Annotated in this window: 12 protein-coding genes, 1 tRNA gene and 1 other RNA gene; 2 read left to right on the top strand and 12 right to left on the bottom strand. The window is 53.5% G+C overall.

Features of this window, described 5'->3' with window-relative positions:
* Positions 1–166: 166 nt before the first annotated feature.
* The 11 genes from dppF to ACVXHP_RS13165 form a co-directional block, all read right to left on the bottom strand.
* Positions 167–1171, bottom strand: a complete 1005-nt coding sequence (dppF, locus tag ACVXHP_RS13215; RefSeq protein ID WP_038635143.1) for a dipeptide ABC transporter ATP-binding subunit DppF — start codon at positions 1169–1171, stop codon at positions 167–169.
* Complete coding sequence (dppD, locus tag ACVXHP_RS13210) at positions 1168–2151, bottom strand: dipeptide ABC transporter ATP-binding protein (protein ID WP_042311717.1); 984 nt, start codon at positions 2149–2151, stop codon at positions 1168–1170. Before dppD ends, dppF begins: the two co-directional genes overlap by 4 nt.
* 10 nt (positions 2152–2161) lie before the next feature.
* On the bottom strand, positions 2162–3064 hold the full coding sequence (gene dppC, locus ACVXHP_RS13205) for a dipeptide ABC transporter permease DppC (RefSeq protein WP_200008796.1): 903 nt from the start codon (positions 3062–3064) through the stop codon (positions 2162–2164).
* 9 nt (positions 3065–3073) lie between these two features.
* Complete coding sequence (gene dppB, locus ACVXHP_RS13200) at positions 3074–4093, bottom strand: dipeptide ABC transporter permease DppB (RefSeq protein ID WP_200008797.1); 1020 nt, start codon at positions 4091–4093, stop codon at positions 3074–3076.
* A gap of 162 nt (positions 4094–4255) precedes the next feature.
* Positions 4256–5863, bottom strand: coding sequence for a dipeptide ABC transporter periplasmic-binding protein DppA (gene dppA, locus ACVXHP_RS13195; protein WP_038635147.1), 1608 nt, complete (start codon positions 5861–5863; stop codon positions 4256–4258).
* Positions 5778–6014: a hypothetical protein gene (locus ACVXHP_RS13190; protein WP_162267364.1), complete on the bottom strand. Its 237-nt coding sequence runs from the start codon at positions 6012–6014 to the stop codon at positions 5778–5780. Before ACVXHP_RS13190 ends, dppA begins: the two co-directional genes overlap by 86 nt.
* Before the next feature lie 581 nt (positions 6015–6595).
* Positions 6596–6728, bottom strand: a non-coding RNA gene (locus tag ACVXHP_RS13185) — RtT sRNA.
* A 32-nt stretch (positions 6729–6760) separates the two neighbouring features.
* Positions 6761–6837: transfer RNA gene (locus ACVXHP_RS13180), tRNA-Pro, on the bottom strand.
* 92 nt (positions 6838–6929) lie between these two features.
* Complete coding sequence (gene eptB / locus ACVXHP_RS13175) at positions 6930–8624, bottom strand: kdo(2)-lipid A phosphoethanolamine 7''-transferase (protein WP_447571612.1); 1695 nt, start codon at positions 8622–8624, stop codon at positions 6930–6932.
* 210 nt (positions 8625–8834) lie between these two features.
* Entirely contained in the window at positions 8835–10037 is a 1203-nt protein-coding gene (locus tag ACVXHP_RS13170; RefSeq protein ID WP_042311707.1) for an L-lactate MFS transporter, read from the bottom strand.
* Between the two features lie 251 nt (positions 10038–10288).
* Complete coding sequence (locus ACVXHP_RS13165) at positions 10289–10990, bottom strand: autotransporter domain-containing protein (protein WP_447571611.1); 702 nt, start codon at positions 10988–10990, stop codon at positions 10289–10291.
* A gap of 159 nt (positions 10991–11149) precedes the next feature.
* Here ACVXHP_RS13165 and tag point away from each other — a divergent pair, with 159 nt between their 5' ends.
* Both tag and ACVXHP_RS13155 read left to right on the top strand, forming a co-directional pair.
* Positions 11150–11719 carry a DNA-3-methyladenine glycosylase I gene (gene tag, locus ACVXHP_RS13160; RefSeq protein ID WP_304702655.1) on the top strand — a complete coding sequence of 190 codons (570 nt, stop codon included), beginning with the start codon at positions 11150–11152 and terminating at the stop codon, positions 11717–11719.
* On the top strand, positions 11709–12149 hold the full coding sequence (locus ACVXHP_RS13155; protein ID WP_447571610.1) for an N-acetyltransferase: 441 nt from the start codon (positions 11709–11711) through the stop codon (positions 12147–12149). The genes tag and ACVXHP_RS13155 overlap by 11 nt, the downstream gene beginning before the upstream one ends.
* Here ACVXHP_RS13155 and ACVXHP_RS13150 read toward each other — a convergent pair.
* Complete coding sequence (locus tag ACVXHP_RS13150) at positions 12118–14451, bottom strand: molybdopterin guanine dinucleotide-containing S/N-oxide reductase (RefSeq protein WP_447571609.1); 2334 nt, start codon at positions 14449–14451, stop codon at positions 12118–12120. The two genes, ACVXHP_RS13155 and ACVXHP_RS13150, sit on opposite strands and share 32 nt — an antisense overlap.
* Between the last annotated feature and the right edge of the window lie 50 nt (positions 14452–14501).

The following is a 14501-nucleotide window of genomic DNA, read 5'->3' as shown; positions in this document are numbered from 1 at the left end:
GATCGTTAGCAACTGCGAAATCGCTATTTCTGTGACAAAAGGGAATCTGACTACATTTTAGACGCTGTGGAATAATGTTCTGCCAGAGGACTCACATTGTGGACGTAAAAACAAAATATAAAAAAACCGGAGCACAAGGCTCCGGTTATTAGGTCATAACCCACGTTTATCGCTGTGGGTTTTCATCCTGGTCAACGGCGAAACAGGCCACCAGTTGACCGCCATAGTCTTTTAACTGCGGCTGAAGCTGGGTACACGGACCAAAGCGACGGCGGCAACGGGCATTGAACGCACAGCCCGGCGGCGGATTCAGCGGGCTTGGCAGCTCGCCGGTCAGCTTGATACGCTCACGGCGGTCGTCCGGGTTCAGACGCGGCGTGGCGGAGAGTAGCGCCTGGGTATACGGATGACGCGGATTATTGAAGATCTGATCCTTGGTCCCTTTTTCCACACAGCGGCCTAAATACATCACCATCACTTCATCGGCAATGTGCTCCACCACCGACAGGTCGTGCGAGATAAAAACGTAGGACAGTCCAAGATCCTGTTGTAAATCCATCATCAGATTCAGTACCTGCGCACGAACCGAAACGTCGAGCGCCGAGACCGGTTCGTCGGCTATCACCACGTCCGGGTCGAGCATCAGACCACGGGCAATCGCGATACGCTGACGCTGGCCGCCGGAGAACATATGCGGGTAACGATCGTAATGCTCTGTTTTCAGCCCGACTTTCGCCATCATCGCCAGCGCTTTTTCACGCCGCTGCTCTTTGCTGAGCGTGGAATTGATCAGCAACGGCTCTTCCAGAATCTGCCCCACTTTCTTACGCGGATTCAGAGAACCGTACGGGTTCTGGAACACAATCTGGATTTTCTGCCGACGCAGCTTTTGCGCCTGCGGGTCGTGCTTGAGCAGATCCTGCCCCTGGTAATACAGCTCACCGCCGGTCGGCACTTCAATCATCGTCAACAGACGACCCAGCGTGGATTTTCCACAGCCAGATTCACCGACCACCGCCAGCGTTTTACCGCGCTCGAGGGTAAAGGAGACACCGTCCAGCGCTTTCACCAGGCGCTCAGGGGAAAATAATCCCTTCTTCACCGGGTAGTGTTTTTTCAGATCGATAGCCTGCAACAGCGGCTGTTGCAAGGTGGCCTCATGCGTACTCATAGTGTGGGCCTCCCGGCATCATCAAGTGGGTAGTGGCATTTCGACTGACGACCGCCTTCCAGCAGATTCAGTTCAGGTTCTTCAGCGCGGCATTTGTCGGTTGCATACGGACAGCGCGGGTTCAGCAAACAACCCGTCGGACGGTCATATTTACCTGGGACCACACCTGGCAACGAAGCCAGACGCGCTTTGTCCTGCGCAAACTCTGGCAACGCACGTAGCAATGCCTGGGTATACGGATGACGCGGCGCGCGGAAAATATCCTGCGCAGCGCCGGTTTCCACGACCTGCCCGGCGTACATCACGATGATTTTGTGTGCCGCTTCCGCCACCAGCGCCAGGTCGTGGGTAATCAAAACCAGCGCCATATTCTCTTTTTGCTGCAACTCCAGCAGCAGCTCGATGATCTGCGCCTGAATGGTCACGTCCAGCGCCGTCGTCGGTTCGTCGGCAATCAGCAACTTCGGACGACAGGCAATCGCCATCGCGATCATCACGCGCTGGCTCATGCCACCCGACAACTGGTGCGGATACACGTCCAGACGCGAAGCCGGATCGGGGATCCCCACCAGCGTCAGCAGGTCAATCGCCCGCTGAACGCGCGTTTTTTTATTGCCGCCCTGATGCACCTTGATGGCTTCCATAATCTGATAGCCGACGGTGTAGCACGGGTTAAGGCTGGTCATCGGATCCTGGAAAATCATCGCCACTTCCGCGCCCACTAGCTGGCGACGCTCTTTCTCAGAGATGCGCTTCAGGTCACGACCGTTAAACTCCAGATTTTCGGCCATCACGCGGCCAGGGTAGTCAATCAACCCCATAATCGCCAGCGAACTGACAGATTTACCCGAGCCGGACTCCCCCACAATGCCAACCACTTCACCCTGGTTCACACTGTAGCTAATGCGGTCTACGGCGCGGAATTCGGAGCCTACATCGCCGAAGTGCACCGATAATTTATCTACATTTAATAACGCCATCTCGAACCTCTTACTGCTTCAGTTTGGGATCGAGCGCGTCACGCAGACCGTCACCCATCAGGTTAAATGCCAGCACCGTCAGCAGGATCGCCAGCCCTGGGAAGGTCACCACCCACCAGGCGCTTTGGGCAAACTGCAGAACGTCAGAGAGCATGGTGCCCCATTCCGGCGTAGGCGGCTGTGCGCCCATCCCCAGGAAGCCGAGGGCAGCCATATCGAGAATGGCGTTAGAGAAACCGAGCGATGCCTGAACGATCAGCGGCGCAAGACAGTTAGGCAGAATATTGACGAACATCTGGCGCATCGCACCGGCTCCGGCCACGCGCGAAGCGGTAACGTAGTCGCGGTTGACTTCCACCAGCACGGCGGCGCGGGTCAGGCGCACATAGTGCGGTAACGCCACGAACGTCAGCGCCAACGCGGCGTTGCCAATCGAAGGACCAAATACCGCCACCAGCACCAGCGCCAGTAACAGGCTCGGCAGCGCCAGCATGATATCGACCACGCGCATGATAACGTTATCGATAATCCCGCCAAAGTAGCCGGCGATCAGACCAAGAACGACCCCCATCAGTAGGGAGAGCACCACGACCAGACAGCCGACCAGCAGCGACAGACGCGCGCCGTACATCAGACGGGAGAGCACATCGCGGCCCACATCGTCAGTACCAAACAAGTGCGCCATCGTGCCGCCTTCCTGCCACGCAGGCGGTGCCAGCAGCGCATCACGGAACTGCTCCGCCGGATTATACGGGGCGAGAAAATTCGCAAAGACCGCAATCAGAATCATGATGACAACATAAACCAGCCCGACAACCGCGCCTTTATTGCGCTTGAAATAGTGCCAGAACTCCTGCATCGGGGTCATCGGCACCGGTGCGGCAATAACTTTATTTTCAGTAACCTGTGACATGATGGCCCCTTACTTCTTATGCCGAATACGCGGGTTCACCACGCCGTACAGCAGGTCTACCAGCAGGTTGACGAGAATAATCATCGTCGCAACCAGTAACACCCCGCCCTGCACCACCGGATAATCGCGGCGCTGTAACGCATCGATCAGCCAACGTCCCAGCCCAGGCCATGAGAAGATAGTCTCGGTCAGGATCGCCCCGGCCAGCAACGTACCAACCTGTAGGCCGATAACAGTCACCACGGGCAGCATGGCGTTACGCAAAGCGTGAATGATGATGACGCGCATACGGGTCAGGCCTTTAGCACGGGCGGTACGAATGTAATCTTCACCCAGTACTTCCAGCATTGATGAACGAGTCATACGCACTATTACCGCCAGAGGAATGGTACCCAGCACCATCGCGGGCAGGATCATATGCGCCAGCGCATCAATAAAGTTACCCTCTTCACCCCAGATAGCGGTGTCAATCAGCATAAAACCGGTCAGCGGATTGGAATCATCGAGGAATACCATGTCGCTCACCCGCCCGGATACCGGCGTCAGGTTCCACTGCACGGAAACCAGCATGATCAGCATCATGCCCCACCAGAAAATCGGCATCGAGTAACCGGTCAGCGCCAGGCCAACAGCGGTATGATCGAAAATGGAACCGCGCTTAACGGCGGCAAGCACCCCCACCGGAATACCCACTGCGGTAGCAAAAATCATCGCGCAGACGCCAAGTTCCAGCGTCGCTTTAAAACGAGGCACGAACTCTTCCCACACCGGTAAACGGCTTTTCAGCGAGATGCCTAAGTCACCATGCATAACTCCCCAGATATAGTGGAGGTACTGCTGCCACATCGGTTTATCCAAACCAAGTTCGGCCAGCAGTTGCGCATGACGCTCAGGGGAGATCCCACGTTCACCCGCCATGATCATTACCGGATCGCCGGGGATCATATGGACGAAGGCAAAAGTGAGAAGAGTGATACCGATAAACGTGGGGATGACGAGTCCCAAACGTCGGAGAATGAACTGCAACATAACCCGGATTCTCTCTAATGACGCACGGCCTGGAACCGTGAGTCTGTATTGCTCACAAATCTTATCCCACGCAAACTGCATCGCGGGTAAAGCATTACGCCGGATGGCGCTGCGCTCATCCGGCGTAATACCGGGGCGCAGCGCTTCCTTGATTGCTTTTAATTATTCGACAGAGACGTTTTCGAAGTGGTGTTTGCCTAATGGATCAACCACATAGCCTTTAACTTCTTTACGCACTGGCTCATATACGGTGGAGTGAGCAACAATCAGAGCCGGAGCCTGATCGTGCATTACAACCTGAGCTTGTTTGTACAGTTCGATACGCTTGTTGTGATCGTCGGTGGCACGCGCCGGCTGAATCAAGTCTTCAAACGGCTTGTAGCACCAGCGAGAGTAGTTGGAACCGTCTTTCGCTGCCGCACAGCTAAACAGGGTGGCGAAGAAGTTATCCGGATCACCGTTGTCGCCGGTCCAGCCCATCATGACGGCCTGGTGCTCACCCGCTTTGGCGCGTTTCAGATACTCGCCCCACTCGTAGGTCACAATCTTGGCCTGAACGCCAATTTTCGCCCAGTCAGCCTGAACCATTTCCGCCATACGGCGGGCGTTCGGGTTGTACGGACGCTGTACCGGCATTGCCCACAGTTCAACGGTAAAGCCTTTGTCCTGACCGGCTTCTTTCAGCAGCGCTTTCGCTTTCTCAGGATCGTAACTGTAGTCTTTAATGTCGTCGTTATAGCCCCACATGGTCGGCGGGATCAGGTTCTTCGCAGCCACGCCAGCGCCCTGATAAACGGCTTTGATGATCGCTTCTTTGTTTACCGCGTAAGTCAGCGCCTGACGAACTTTAACGTCATCAAACGGTTTCTTCTCGGTGTTGTAAGAGAGGTAGCCGACGTTCAGACCCGCCTGCTCCATCAGGTTGATGTTTTTATCCTGCTTCATGCGCGCGATGTCTGCCGGGTTCGGATACGGCATCACCTGGCACTCGTTCTTCTGCAGTTTGGCGTAACGCACGGAAGCGTCAGGCGTAATAGAGAAGACCAGACGGTCGATCTGCGGCTTGGTACCCCAGTAGCCAGGGAAAGCTTTATACAGAATACGGGAGTCTTTCTGGTACTGCTGCAGCTGGAACGGACCGGTACCAATTGGGTTGAGGTCTACTTTCTCCGGGGAACCGGCTTTCAGCATGTTGTCCGCGTATTCTTTAGAAAGAATAGAAGCGAAATCCATCGCCAGGTCAGCCAGGAACGGTGCTTCCGGACGCGTCAGCACGAACTGAACGGTTTTATCGTCCACTTTTTTCACTTCGGAGATCAGATCTGGCAGACCCATCCCTTCGAAGTATTCATAACTGCCGCCAGAGACTTTGTGGTACGGGTTCTGGGCATTTTTCTGACGATCGAACGAGAACACTACGTCATCGGCGTTAAAATCGCGCGTCGGTTTGAAATCTTTGTTGTCCTGCCACTTCACGCCCTGACGCAGGTGGAAGGTGTAGGTTTTACCGTCTTCGCTGATTTCCCACTTCTCAGCAAGGCCCGGGATCACTTCGGTGGTACCGATTTTGAATTCAACCAGGCGGTTATAGATCGGTACGGAGCTGGCATCATAGGTGGTGCCAGAGGTGAAAAGCTGTGGGTTAAAGCCTTCAGGAGATCCTTCTGAACAATAAACCAGAGTTTTAGCCTGTACGCTTGCTGCGACGGTCATGGCCACCAGGCTCAGACCAAGCTTCAGCATCCCTGACTTCTTCAAGGAAATACTCATTCTTCTGCTCCAAATGTGATGTTTGTTGTTTTACCCTTTGCAGTGGGTTTGCACCGCCTGGCCTTTTTTGTTTTTTACCCGGCCGGGTCGGCGTTAAGAGGATGGGGATTCCGTTCACATAAGCGACTGAGTTGCAGTGCGGATTCTCCATGAAATGCCCCTCATGCCCTACAATCTGTCAACAGAATGTGAAAACGTCAATACAGGTGACCGTGATTTACGACAACGGTGAGAATTGACAAACAAAGATTAAAAAAAGTGCAGGCGGCTATTTTCAGCAGGGAAATTTGTGCTACGCGCTCCGTGCCAGAATAAACATCTTCATATTTCGCAACATTTAGTGATTAACATTTATGCAAATTCTTAAAACTTTCTAAATTAATGCTGCATATCTGAGCGATTAATACCATGAACGTTAAAACGCACAGCGGAAAATGCCAGGTTCAGCCATAAGTAGCGCAAAAAAAGTTTCATGCAAATATAAAAAAAGGCAATGGAATATGTCACAGAATCGTTAACAGTCAGTGGGAAGTGGCGCACAATTTTTGTAGACAAAATGAAGGTCAAAAGTGGGGTTGGAAACGCCATACACGCTGGGATGAAACTGAGCCTGTAGGCTGGATAAGGCGCTTGCGCCGCCATCCGGCGATGTCTCCCATGTTGCCTGATGGCGCTGCGCTTATCAGGCCTACAAATGCAAAAAACCCTGCTCGTTGAGCAGGTTTTTGAATTTGGTCGGTGATAGAGGATTACTCGCCACTGCGTGGCTCGCCCTGCGGGCCGTTGCTGGCGCAACGTTCTCTCGCTACGCTCGAGTCGAACCTCTTGCCCCCGGAGGTTCTCATCCTCACGGGCTATAATGCAAAAAACCCTGCTCGTTGAGCAGGGTTTTGAATTTGGTCGGTGATAGAGGATTCGAACCTCCGACCCCTTCGTCCCGAACGAAGTGCGCTACCAGGCTGCGCCAATCACCGAATGCGGGGCGCATCTTACTGCTCAGCAGCGCGCCCGTCAATCCCTTAGCATCAAAATGCCATTTGATCGGCGAGAAAGTCAGCAGCCTTCGTTACTGGGCTGCAACCTTCTTCGCGTCCGGAATACGGCACCAGTTGTTATTCTCGTTAATACCGCCATTTGGCGAGGTATAACCAAGGCAACCTAAAATAGTGTCGTACAGTTCCACATGACGACGCGGCACCTTCATATCCGCTTCTTGCTTCAGATGTGCAAGTGCCTTCGCATGGTCGGGGTCTTCCAGATACTTGTCAGACATCCACACCAGCATAGGAACGCGGAACTGCTCTGGCGGCGCCATTTTACGCGGCGTCCCGTGCAGGTGCTCACGCTCGTTAATCGACTCACCGTGATCGGCGGCGTAGAACACTATTGCCTTCTTATCGCGCAGCTGATCAAACACTTGCGTAATAAAGTGATCCACATAGGTTACCGAGTTATCGAATGAGTTGATCATCTCCGCTTTTGAGCAGCCGCTATCAACATTGACGCATTCCGGCTTCCACTGCGCATATTCACGGGTGTAGCGCTGCGTATAGTTAAAATGTGAGCCTTTGGTATGCAGAATAATCAGATGCTTACCACCGTCATCGTTCTGCTGCAGAGACTGCTGCATCTCGGTAATCAGCAGCATATCGTCAACGTTTTTGCCTCGGTTACGCGGCTCAGCGCCAATCTGTTCACGGTAGGCGATGTTCTCCGCCATGGTATTACTGTAAAACCACATCTCACTTTGCATTGCGTAGAGGTCTGTCTTGAACCCTAACTGGCTGAGCACCGCAAAGACGTTTTGTTCTTTCAGGGTACGCTGCGGGTTTTCTTCCACCCCACCCTGACGTACAAACATGCAGCGCAGCGAAAGTTTAGTTGCGGTATCGCAGGAATATCCCCGGAACGCGGCCAGATTTTTCTCCTGGGCGAGCCTTGGCGTGGTATTTCGCTCGTAGCCAAAAATCCCCATATGATCCCAGCGGGTCGTTTCCCCGATAATAAAGACCACGTAGGTGTCGTCGAGGTTCTTCGGCGCAACATAGGTAAACTTCTTGGCCGGGTTCATCAGTGATTTGTTATCTGAAGACTCATCCACCTGCGCCCAGGCATACAAGCCAAGCGCTGAGAGCCAGTTTGACGGCAAATAAGAGTTCGCCACAACCCCGCCATAGCTGGGTAAATCGATACCGGTTTCCCGTTCAACGCTTCTCTGTTGCATACTCAACAGGCGAATCGGCACCCACACCATCAGGCCTGCCAGTAACACCACCGCCACGCTACGCCATCTCATGCCCGGCGTACGAAGCTGTCTCATCAGCGTATAGCGGCAGCGGTTACTCCAAATAAGAACCAACGGCACAATACTGACCGAAACCAGCCAAGCGATAAAATGCCAGCCGACCACTTCTTTAGATAAATCAATATCCGTGGTCATGACGGAGGCAATAATACCGTAGCCAATTACCACGTTCAGGAAGGTCATATAATAGCTGGCGCCGGCAGAACACAGCACCACAAAGGTTGCCAGCACACGCCAGGCCCGTCGACCGAATAATGAGAGAAGCCGTAATAAAAAGAAGGTCACCAGCACAGTGCCAGCTAATTCAACAACCGCAGAGAGTCCTTTCCAGACGGTGAATTCGTGCGCATATCCGCTAAAACGACGGAAAAATACGGCACAGTTCATAAACAAACCGATATAGATTGCCAGCAAGAAACTGAGTTTCTGCTGCGTCATCGACTTAATGTATCTCATGCAAACAAACCCTGGGAATCGGGATAAAAACTCCCTGTGAGGCGGTCAAACAGACCAACAGGGGAAAAATGCGACAACAGCAGAAGTGAAATGTCTACGGGCGCGGGTAAGTAGACCACAGGAGGGAGAAAAAGTGCTTATCAAGAATGCAAATGACGCATATATTTTTGTAAATATATGCGCCAGGTATTAATCAGACTACTAATAGATTTAGGCGTGCGCCTCGGTATATACGCTACGTTGTGGCTGGCGAATAGTAGTAGAAAGTGCCAGCGAGATGATTAACAGCGCAAAGATAACGCAGAAGGTCACATAGAATCCGCCAAACAGCGAGGCGATAATGGAACCACAAATACTGCCGATACCGAAGCCCAGGTAAATAACCCCGTAGTTTTTAGCCAGGTTATTCAGACCAAAGAACTCGCTCACCAGTGACGGGAACACGGTGATGGTGCCGCCAAAATTAAATGCCACGCAGGCAATCGCCGCAAAGAAAGTGACGTCATTGAGCGGGGCGAACAGCAGCGCCGCCATACCGACCAGCGAAACTACCTGACCAATGGTGATAACACGAATACGAGAGATTTTGTCGGACAGAATCCCCAGAACCAGACGGCCTGACAGGTTAGCGATAGAAATGACGGTCACCGCATTTGCCGCCGTTGCGACATCCATATGCGCCAGGCTCTGCGCAATATCTTTCGCCACGCCAATCACATACAGCCCACTCATACACGCAGTGAGGAACATCACGGCCAGCATCCAGTACTGTGGTTTACGCATGGACTGCGCCAGGCTGTAGTCGTTCTCGACCACGCCATTTTTCGCCTTCACTTCCTGATTCGGCGCATCTTTCATCAGCATAGAGCCAAAAACGATCATCACCAGCACAATTGCGCCCCAGATCATAAAGGTTTTTTCCAGACCCACGGTGCTAAGCAGTTGGCTGTCGATGAATTTAAAACCGAGGCTACCCAGGCCATAAGAGCCGATAGCAAAGGCGGAAATCAGCCCCTTACGCTCAGGGAACCATTTTACGCAGTTGGAAAGGGTTAACAGGTATCCGGCGCCATCCGCCAGGCCGACCAGTACACCGGCGCTCAACCACAGCATAATCAGGCTGTCAGAATGGGCGGTTAAGAAGAAGCCGACGCCCAGTAAGATACCGGAGGCCATGGTGACGCGTTTCACGCCAAAACGTTCCTGCAGCTTCCCGGCGACGGAAGAAGAAATCGCCAGCCCCAGACTCAGCAAACCAAAGGAAAATGCAACCTGACTCACCGGCGCGTCAAGTTTAGAAGAGAGCGCGCCATTGAACAGGCTCCAGGTATAAACAGAACCTAAGGCAAATTGGGTAATGATGGTGCCGATCAGTGTCAGCCAACGGGTACGCTGATAATCAGTAGTTTTCATGGCAGTCTTCCTGCATAAGCAAAATGGGAAATTCTCTGCCAACAACCATACCGAAGCGCCATTTATACCAGGAAAAAACGGCATGAAATGCCGTCAGAACGGAATGAAATGCCTGGATTGCGGAATGAATGACGAGACAAAAAGTCGGGGTACTGAATTTTACCGCATGTGTTAGTACACGCTATCGCTGGAAAGCGTGTGATTGTTGATCTCAATATGTAACTGAGATGTATAAATGATGATTGCTTTCGTTAAAATTTGGCACTAACACCCATGGTGTACATATAGTCGCTGTTGTTGGTACTGTTTTCTGCCTGAGAAAGTGCGGCGTAAGCCGCCATATGTGGATTCAACAGCATATCTGCGCCGACGGTGACATCCAGCCAGTTACCGTCCTGTCCTGCTGTCGTCATGCGGCTGAGACCCGACTGCGCCTTCCAGATATTCTCGCCAAACTGTTGGTTATAGCTGATTTGCGCCCAAGGATGCACATCACCGAACTGCGAATTGACTCGCCAGCCTAATGTGCTGACGCTGGCATGCCACAACGGATCGGTCGGTGTTATCGAGGTCGCGCTATCACCAAACTCGTTGTAGGTAGACGTGGTCGAGCCGTCATAATGCAAGGCGGCCACCGGTCCGGTCGTTACCTGCCGGGAAAGAGGAAAGTTCCAGCCCATACTCATGCCGCTGGTGGTATCCATCAGCGTCTGATTGGCCAGATTCACCACCGGACCCGCCACGTTCTGCGTAGAACGAATACGCTCCTCCAGAATGTCGTTATAACGTGGTTGGTGATCGCTGTCCCATGTATAACGTTCAGCCGTATGCCCTGACATCGCATCAACGATATATTCTTGTTGCCAGCCATATGCTGTATTGATGGACAGCGCACAAACTACGACGCTCGCCAGAGTTAACCTTTGGCGACCACTACTGTTTCTTATAATCATCAACGCGACTCCAGAAAAGAGCCGAATTCGGCGATATTATTGTCATTGTGTGTAGGAAATCGGGGCCATCAGGCCCTGTATTAAATATTGTCTTTTTAGCTGGCGCGTCAAGGCGGGCCGAATGAAATTTTTACGCCAGTAAAAACAGCGAGGAAGAATATGCAGCGTTGCGGATGGGTCAGCCAGGACCCACTTTACATTGCCTATCACGACAAGGAATGGGGCGTCCCCGAAACCGATGGCAAGAAGCTGTTCGAAATGATCTGCCTTGAAGGTCAGCAGGCGGGATTATCATGGATTACCGTACTGAAGAAACGGGAAAATTATCGTCACGCCTTCCACCATTTTGATCCGGAAAAAGTGGCAGCCATGACCGAAGAGGATGTGGAAAGACTGGTGCTGGATGCCGGCATTATTCGCCATCGCGGAAAAATTCAGGCCATTATCGGTAACGCTCGCGCCTTTCTGACCATGGCGCAAAACGGTGAACCGTTTAGCGAGTTCGTCTGGTCATTTGTTGATAACCAACCACAAGTGACCCGCGCCGCCAACCTGAGCGATATCCCCACCTCAACGCCTGCGTCAGATGCTCTGTCTAAGGCGTTAAAAAAACGCGGGTTTAAGTTTGTCGGCACCACCATCTGTTACTCCTTTATGCAGGCCTGTGGTCTGGTCAACGACCATGTCACCAGTTGCATCTGTTACCCAGGGGCACAACATGATTCGTGAATCAAAAGCTGACGATCTACCGGCGATTCTGACGCTATGGATGGAAAGCACGATCCATGCCCATCCGTTTATCGACGAACGCTACTGGCGCGAAAGTGAACCCGTCGTGCGTGATGTATACCTGCCCGCCGCACAAACCTGGGTGTGGGAAGAAGAAGGTGTGCTCAAAGGCTTTGTCAGCGTGATTGACGAACGCTTCCTTGGCGCGTTGTTTGTCGCGCCAACGGCCATCAGAAGCGGAATTGGTACAGCGCTGGTGCAGCATGTCCAGCAGCGCTTTTCTCTGCTCAGCCTGGAGGTCTACCAGAAGAATCAGTCAGCGGTAAACTTCTACCATGCGCTGGGTTTTCGCATTGAAGACGGCGCATGGCAGGAAGAGACTCACCACCCCACGTGGATTATGGGCTGGCAGGCGGATCAAACGCCGTAAGCGTCAGGGCGGGTCCATTGTATTTTTCGAGCCACGCCAGCGCAGTGTTACCCGCACAGCCATTCCCCAGCTTCGAGCTGGGGAGATCTTTGGTCAGCACGTTGACGGCACCATTTTTACAAATACCACCGGCAGTAAGATCCAAATCAGGCCAGGCACCTTCATGAATGCAGATGACGCCAGGTTTGATCCCTATCGTCACGACTGCACCCGCCAGAACCTGCCCACGCTGGTTCCAAACCCTCACAGTGTCGCCATCCTTAATACCGCGTGCGTTGGCGTCCTGCGGATGGATCGTGACCGGCTCACGATCCGCCACCGCATAGCGCTCACGCAACGCACTGTAATTCAACTGGCTGTGCAAACGGTGCGCCGGATGGGCGGAAAGCAGCTGTAACTGACCCGGCTCGGCGTTACCGAACCACTCATCAGGTGCCAGCCACATCGGGTGTCCCACACAATCCGCGTAGCCGTAATCGGCAATCCTCGCGGAGTAAATTTCAATTTTGCCGCTGTCCGTTTTCAGCGGATGCGCCTGTGGGTCGCGGCGAAAATCCGCAAACCGAATAAAGTGCGCGCTGGCGGGGTTTTCCGGCATTTCAATCAGGGCATTCTGCTGCCAAAACTCGGTGAAGGGCGGCAGTGTAACCTGCTGGCTGGCCCCGCGCTGCCCGGCAATATTGTAAAAGGTCTCCAGCCACGCCAGCTCGCTTTTACCTTCGGTGAAGCGTTCATACCCGCCCTTTTCCCAGCGCTCACTCAGCTCGGCAAAGACATCAAAATCATTGCGCGCCTCATGCTGCGGCGGCACAACCTGCTTCATCGGCACCAGGTGCTGGTTGCTGTAGTCACCCGTCATGGTGAGGTCGTTGCGCTCAAACGAGGTGGTCGCCGGTAATACGATATCGGCATGCTTCGCTGCGGCGGTCCAGAAACACTCCGAGATAACCACCAGCTCCGGTTTTTGCCAGGCGCGAATCAGACGGTTGGTGTCCTGGTGATGAGTAAAGTTGGCCCCGCCGGCCCACCACAACATGCGGATATCCGGGAAATGCCGGTCCATTCCGTTGTGCTGGTAAAAACCACCGGGGTTCTCCAGCGCTTCAACAATTCGCGCCACCGGAATTTTATCCACCGCGTCAGTACCGTTTTTCACGCTGGCCTGCATCGAAGCCAATACAGCGGCGCGACGCGTTGGATTCCCACCGTTGGCAAAATGGTACGACAGCCCAAAACCACCGCCAGGCGTGCCGATTTGCCCGAGCATGGCGGCAAGGGTGACAATCATCCAGTGTTTCTGCTCGCCATACTGTTGGCGCTGCATGCCCCACCCTGCCATCAGCATGGTGGTATTTTGGTGAAATATCGCCGCCAGTTCGCGTATTTTTCCCGCTTTTATCCCACAAATTTCAGCTGCCCATTCTGCCGTTTTTGCGACATTGTCAGTTTTACCCAGCAGATAGTCGGCAAACCGGTCATAACCGGTGGTACAGCGGGCGAGAAAGTCCTCGTCGTGCCAGCCGTTTTCCACCAGCGTATGCGCAATCCCCAGCATCAGCGCCACGTCAGTACCCATATGCGGGGCGATCCATTCCATCTTATCGCCAAAGAAATCTACACTTTCCGATCGCATCGGATCGATACAGATCAAACGTTTGCCGCTATCACGCAATGCCTCGAAGTAAGCGAGACCCTGTTCGTCGGAAGCATTCCAGGCAATCTTCAGGGTATTCAGCGGATTGGCGCTCCATAATACCACCACATCGCTGTGTTCCAGCACAACAGGCCAGCTGGTCTGTTGCTGGTAAACTTCGTTACCGCCCACCACGTACGGCATGATGGCCTGCGCGGCGCCCGTGGAGTAATCCCCCAGATGCCCGGTATAACCGCCCGCTAACGCCATGTAGCGCTGTAACAGGATCGAGGCTTTGTGTAACACGCCGTTGGAGCGCCAGCCGTAAGAACCAGCAAAAATCGAGGCCGGGCCATAGCTGTCACGGATGCGTTTATGCTGCGTATGGATAAGATTCAGCGCGTCGTCCCAACTGACGCGCACAAACTCATCCTGCCCACGCACGCCCTGTGGGCTTTCCGGCGAAGCGAGGAAGCCTTTACGTACCATCGGAAAACGTACCCGCGTTTTACTGTGTACCTGGTCACGCACCACGGTTTGCAAAGAGTTGGGATGAGCGGTGGGCAACGCGCCACGGGAGGAGAAAACGGTCTCGCCATCGGTTTCGACGAGAATAGGTCCCCAGTGGGCAGCGGTTAACACCGAGTAGTGTGCGGGTGAATTAGCCAAGATGGCGCTCCTGAATGCGATGTGGCGGCTTATTTATTCTGCCGTTCAAT

This window comes from Citrobacter freundii complex sp. 2025EL-00176 (genome assembly GCF_053309355.1).
This window is presented reverse-complemented; position numbering and strand designations above follow the sequence as displayed.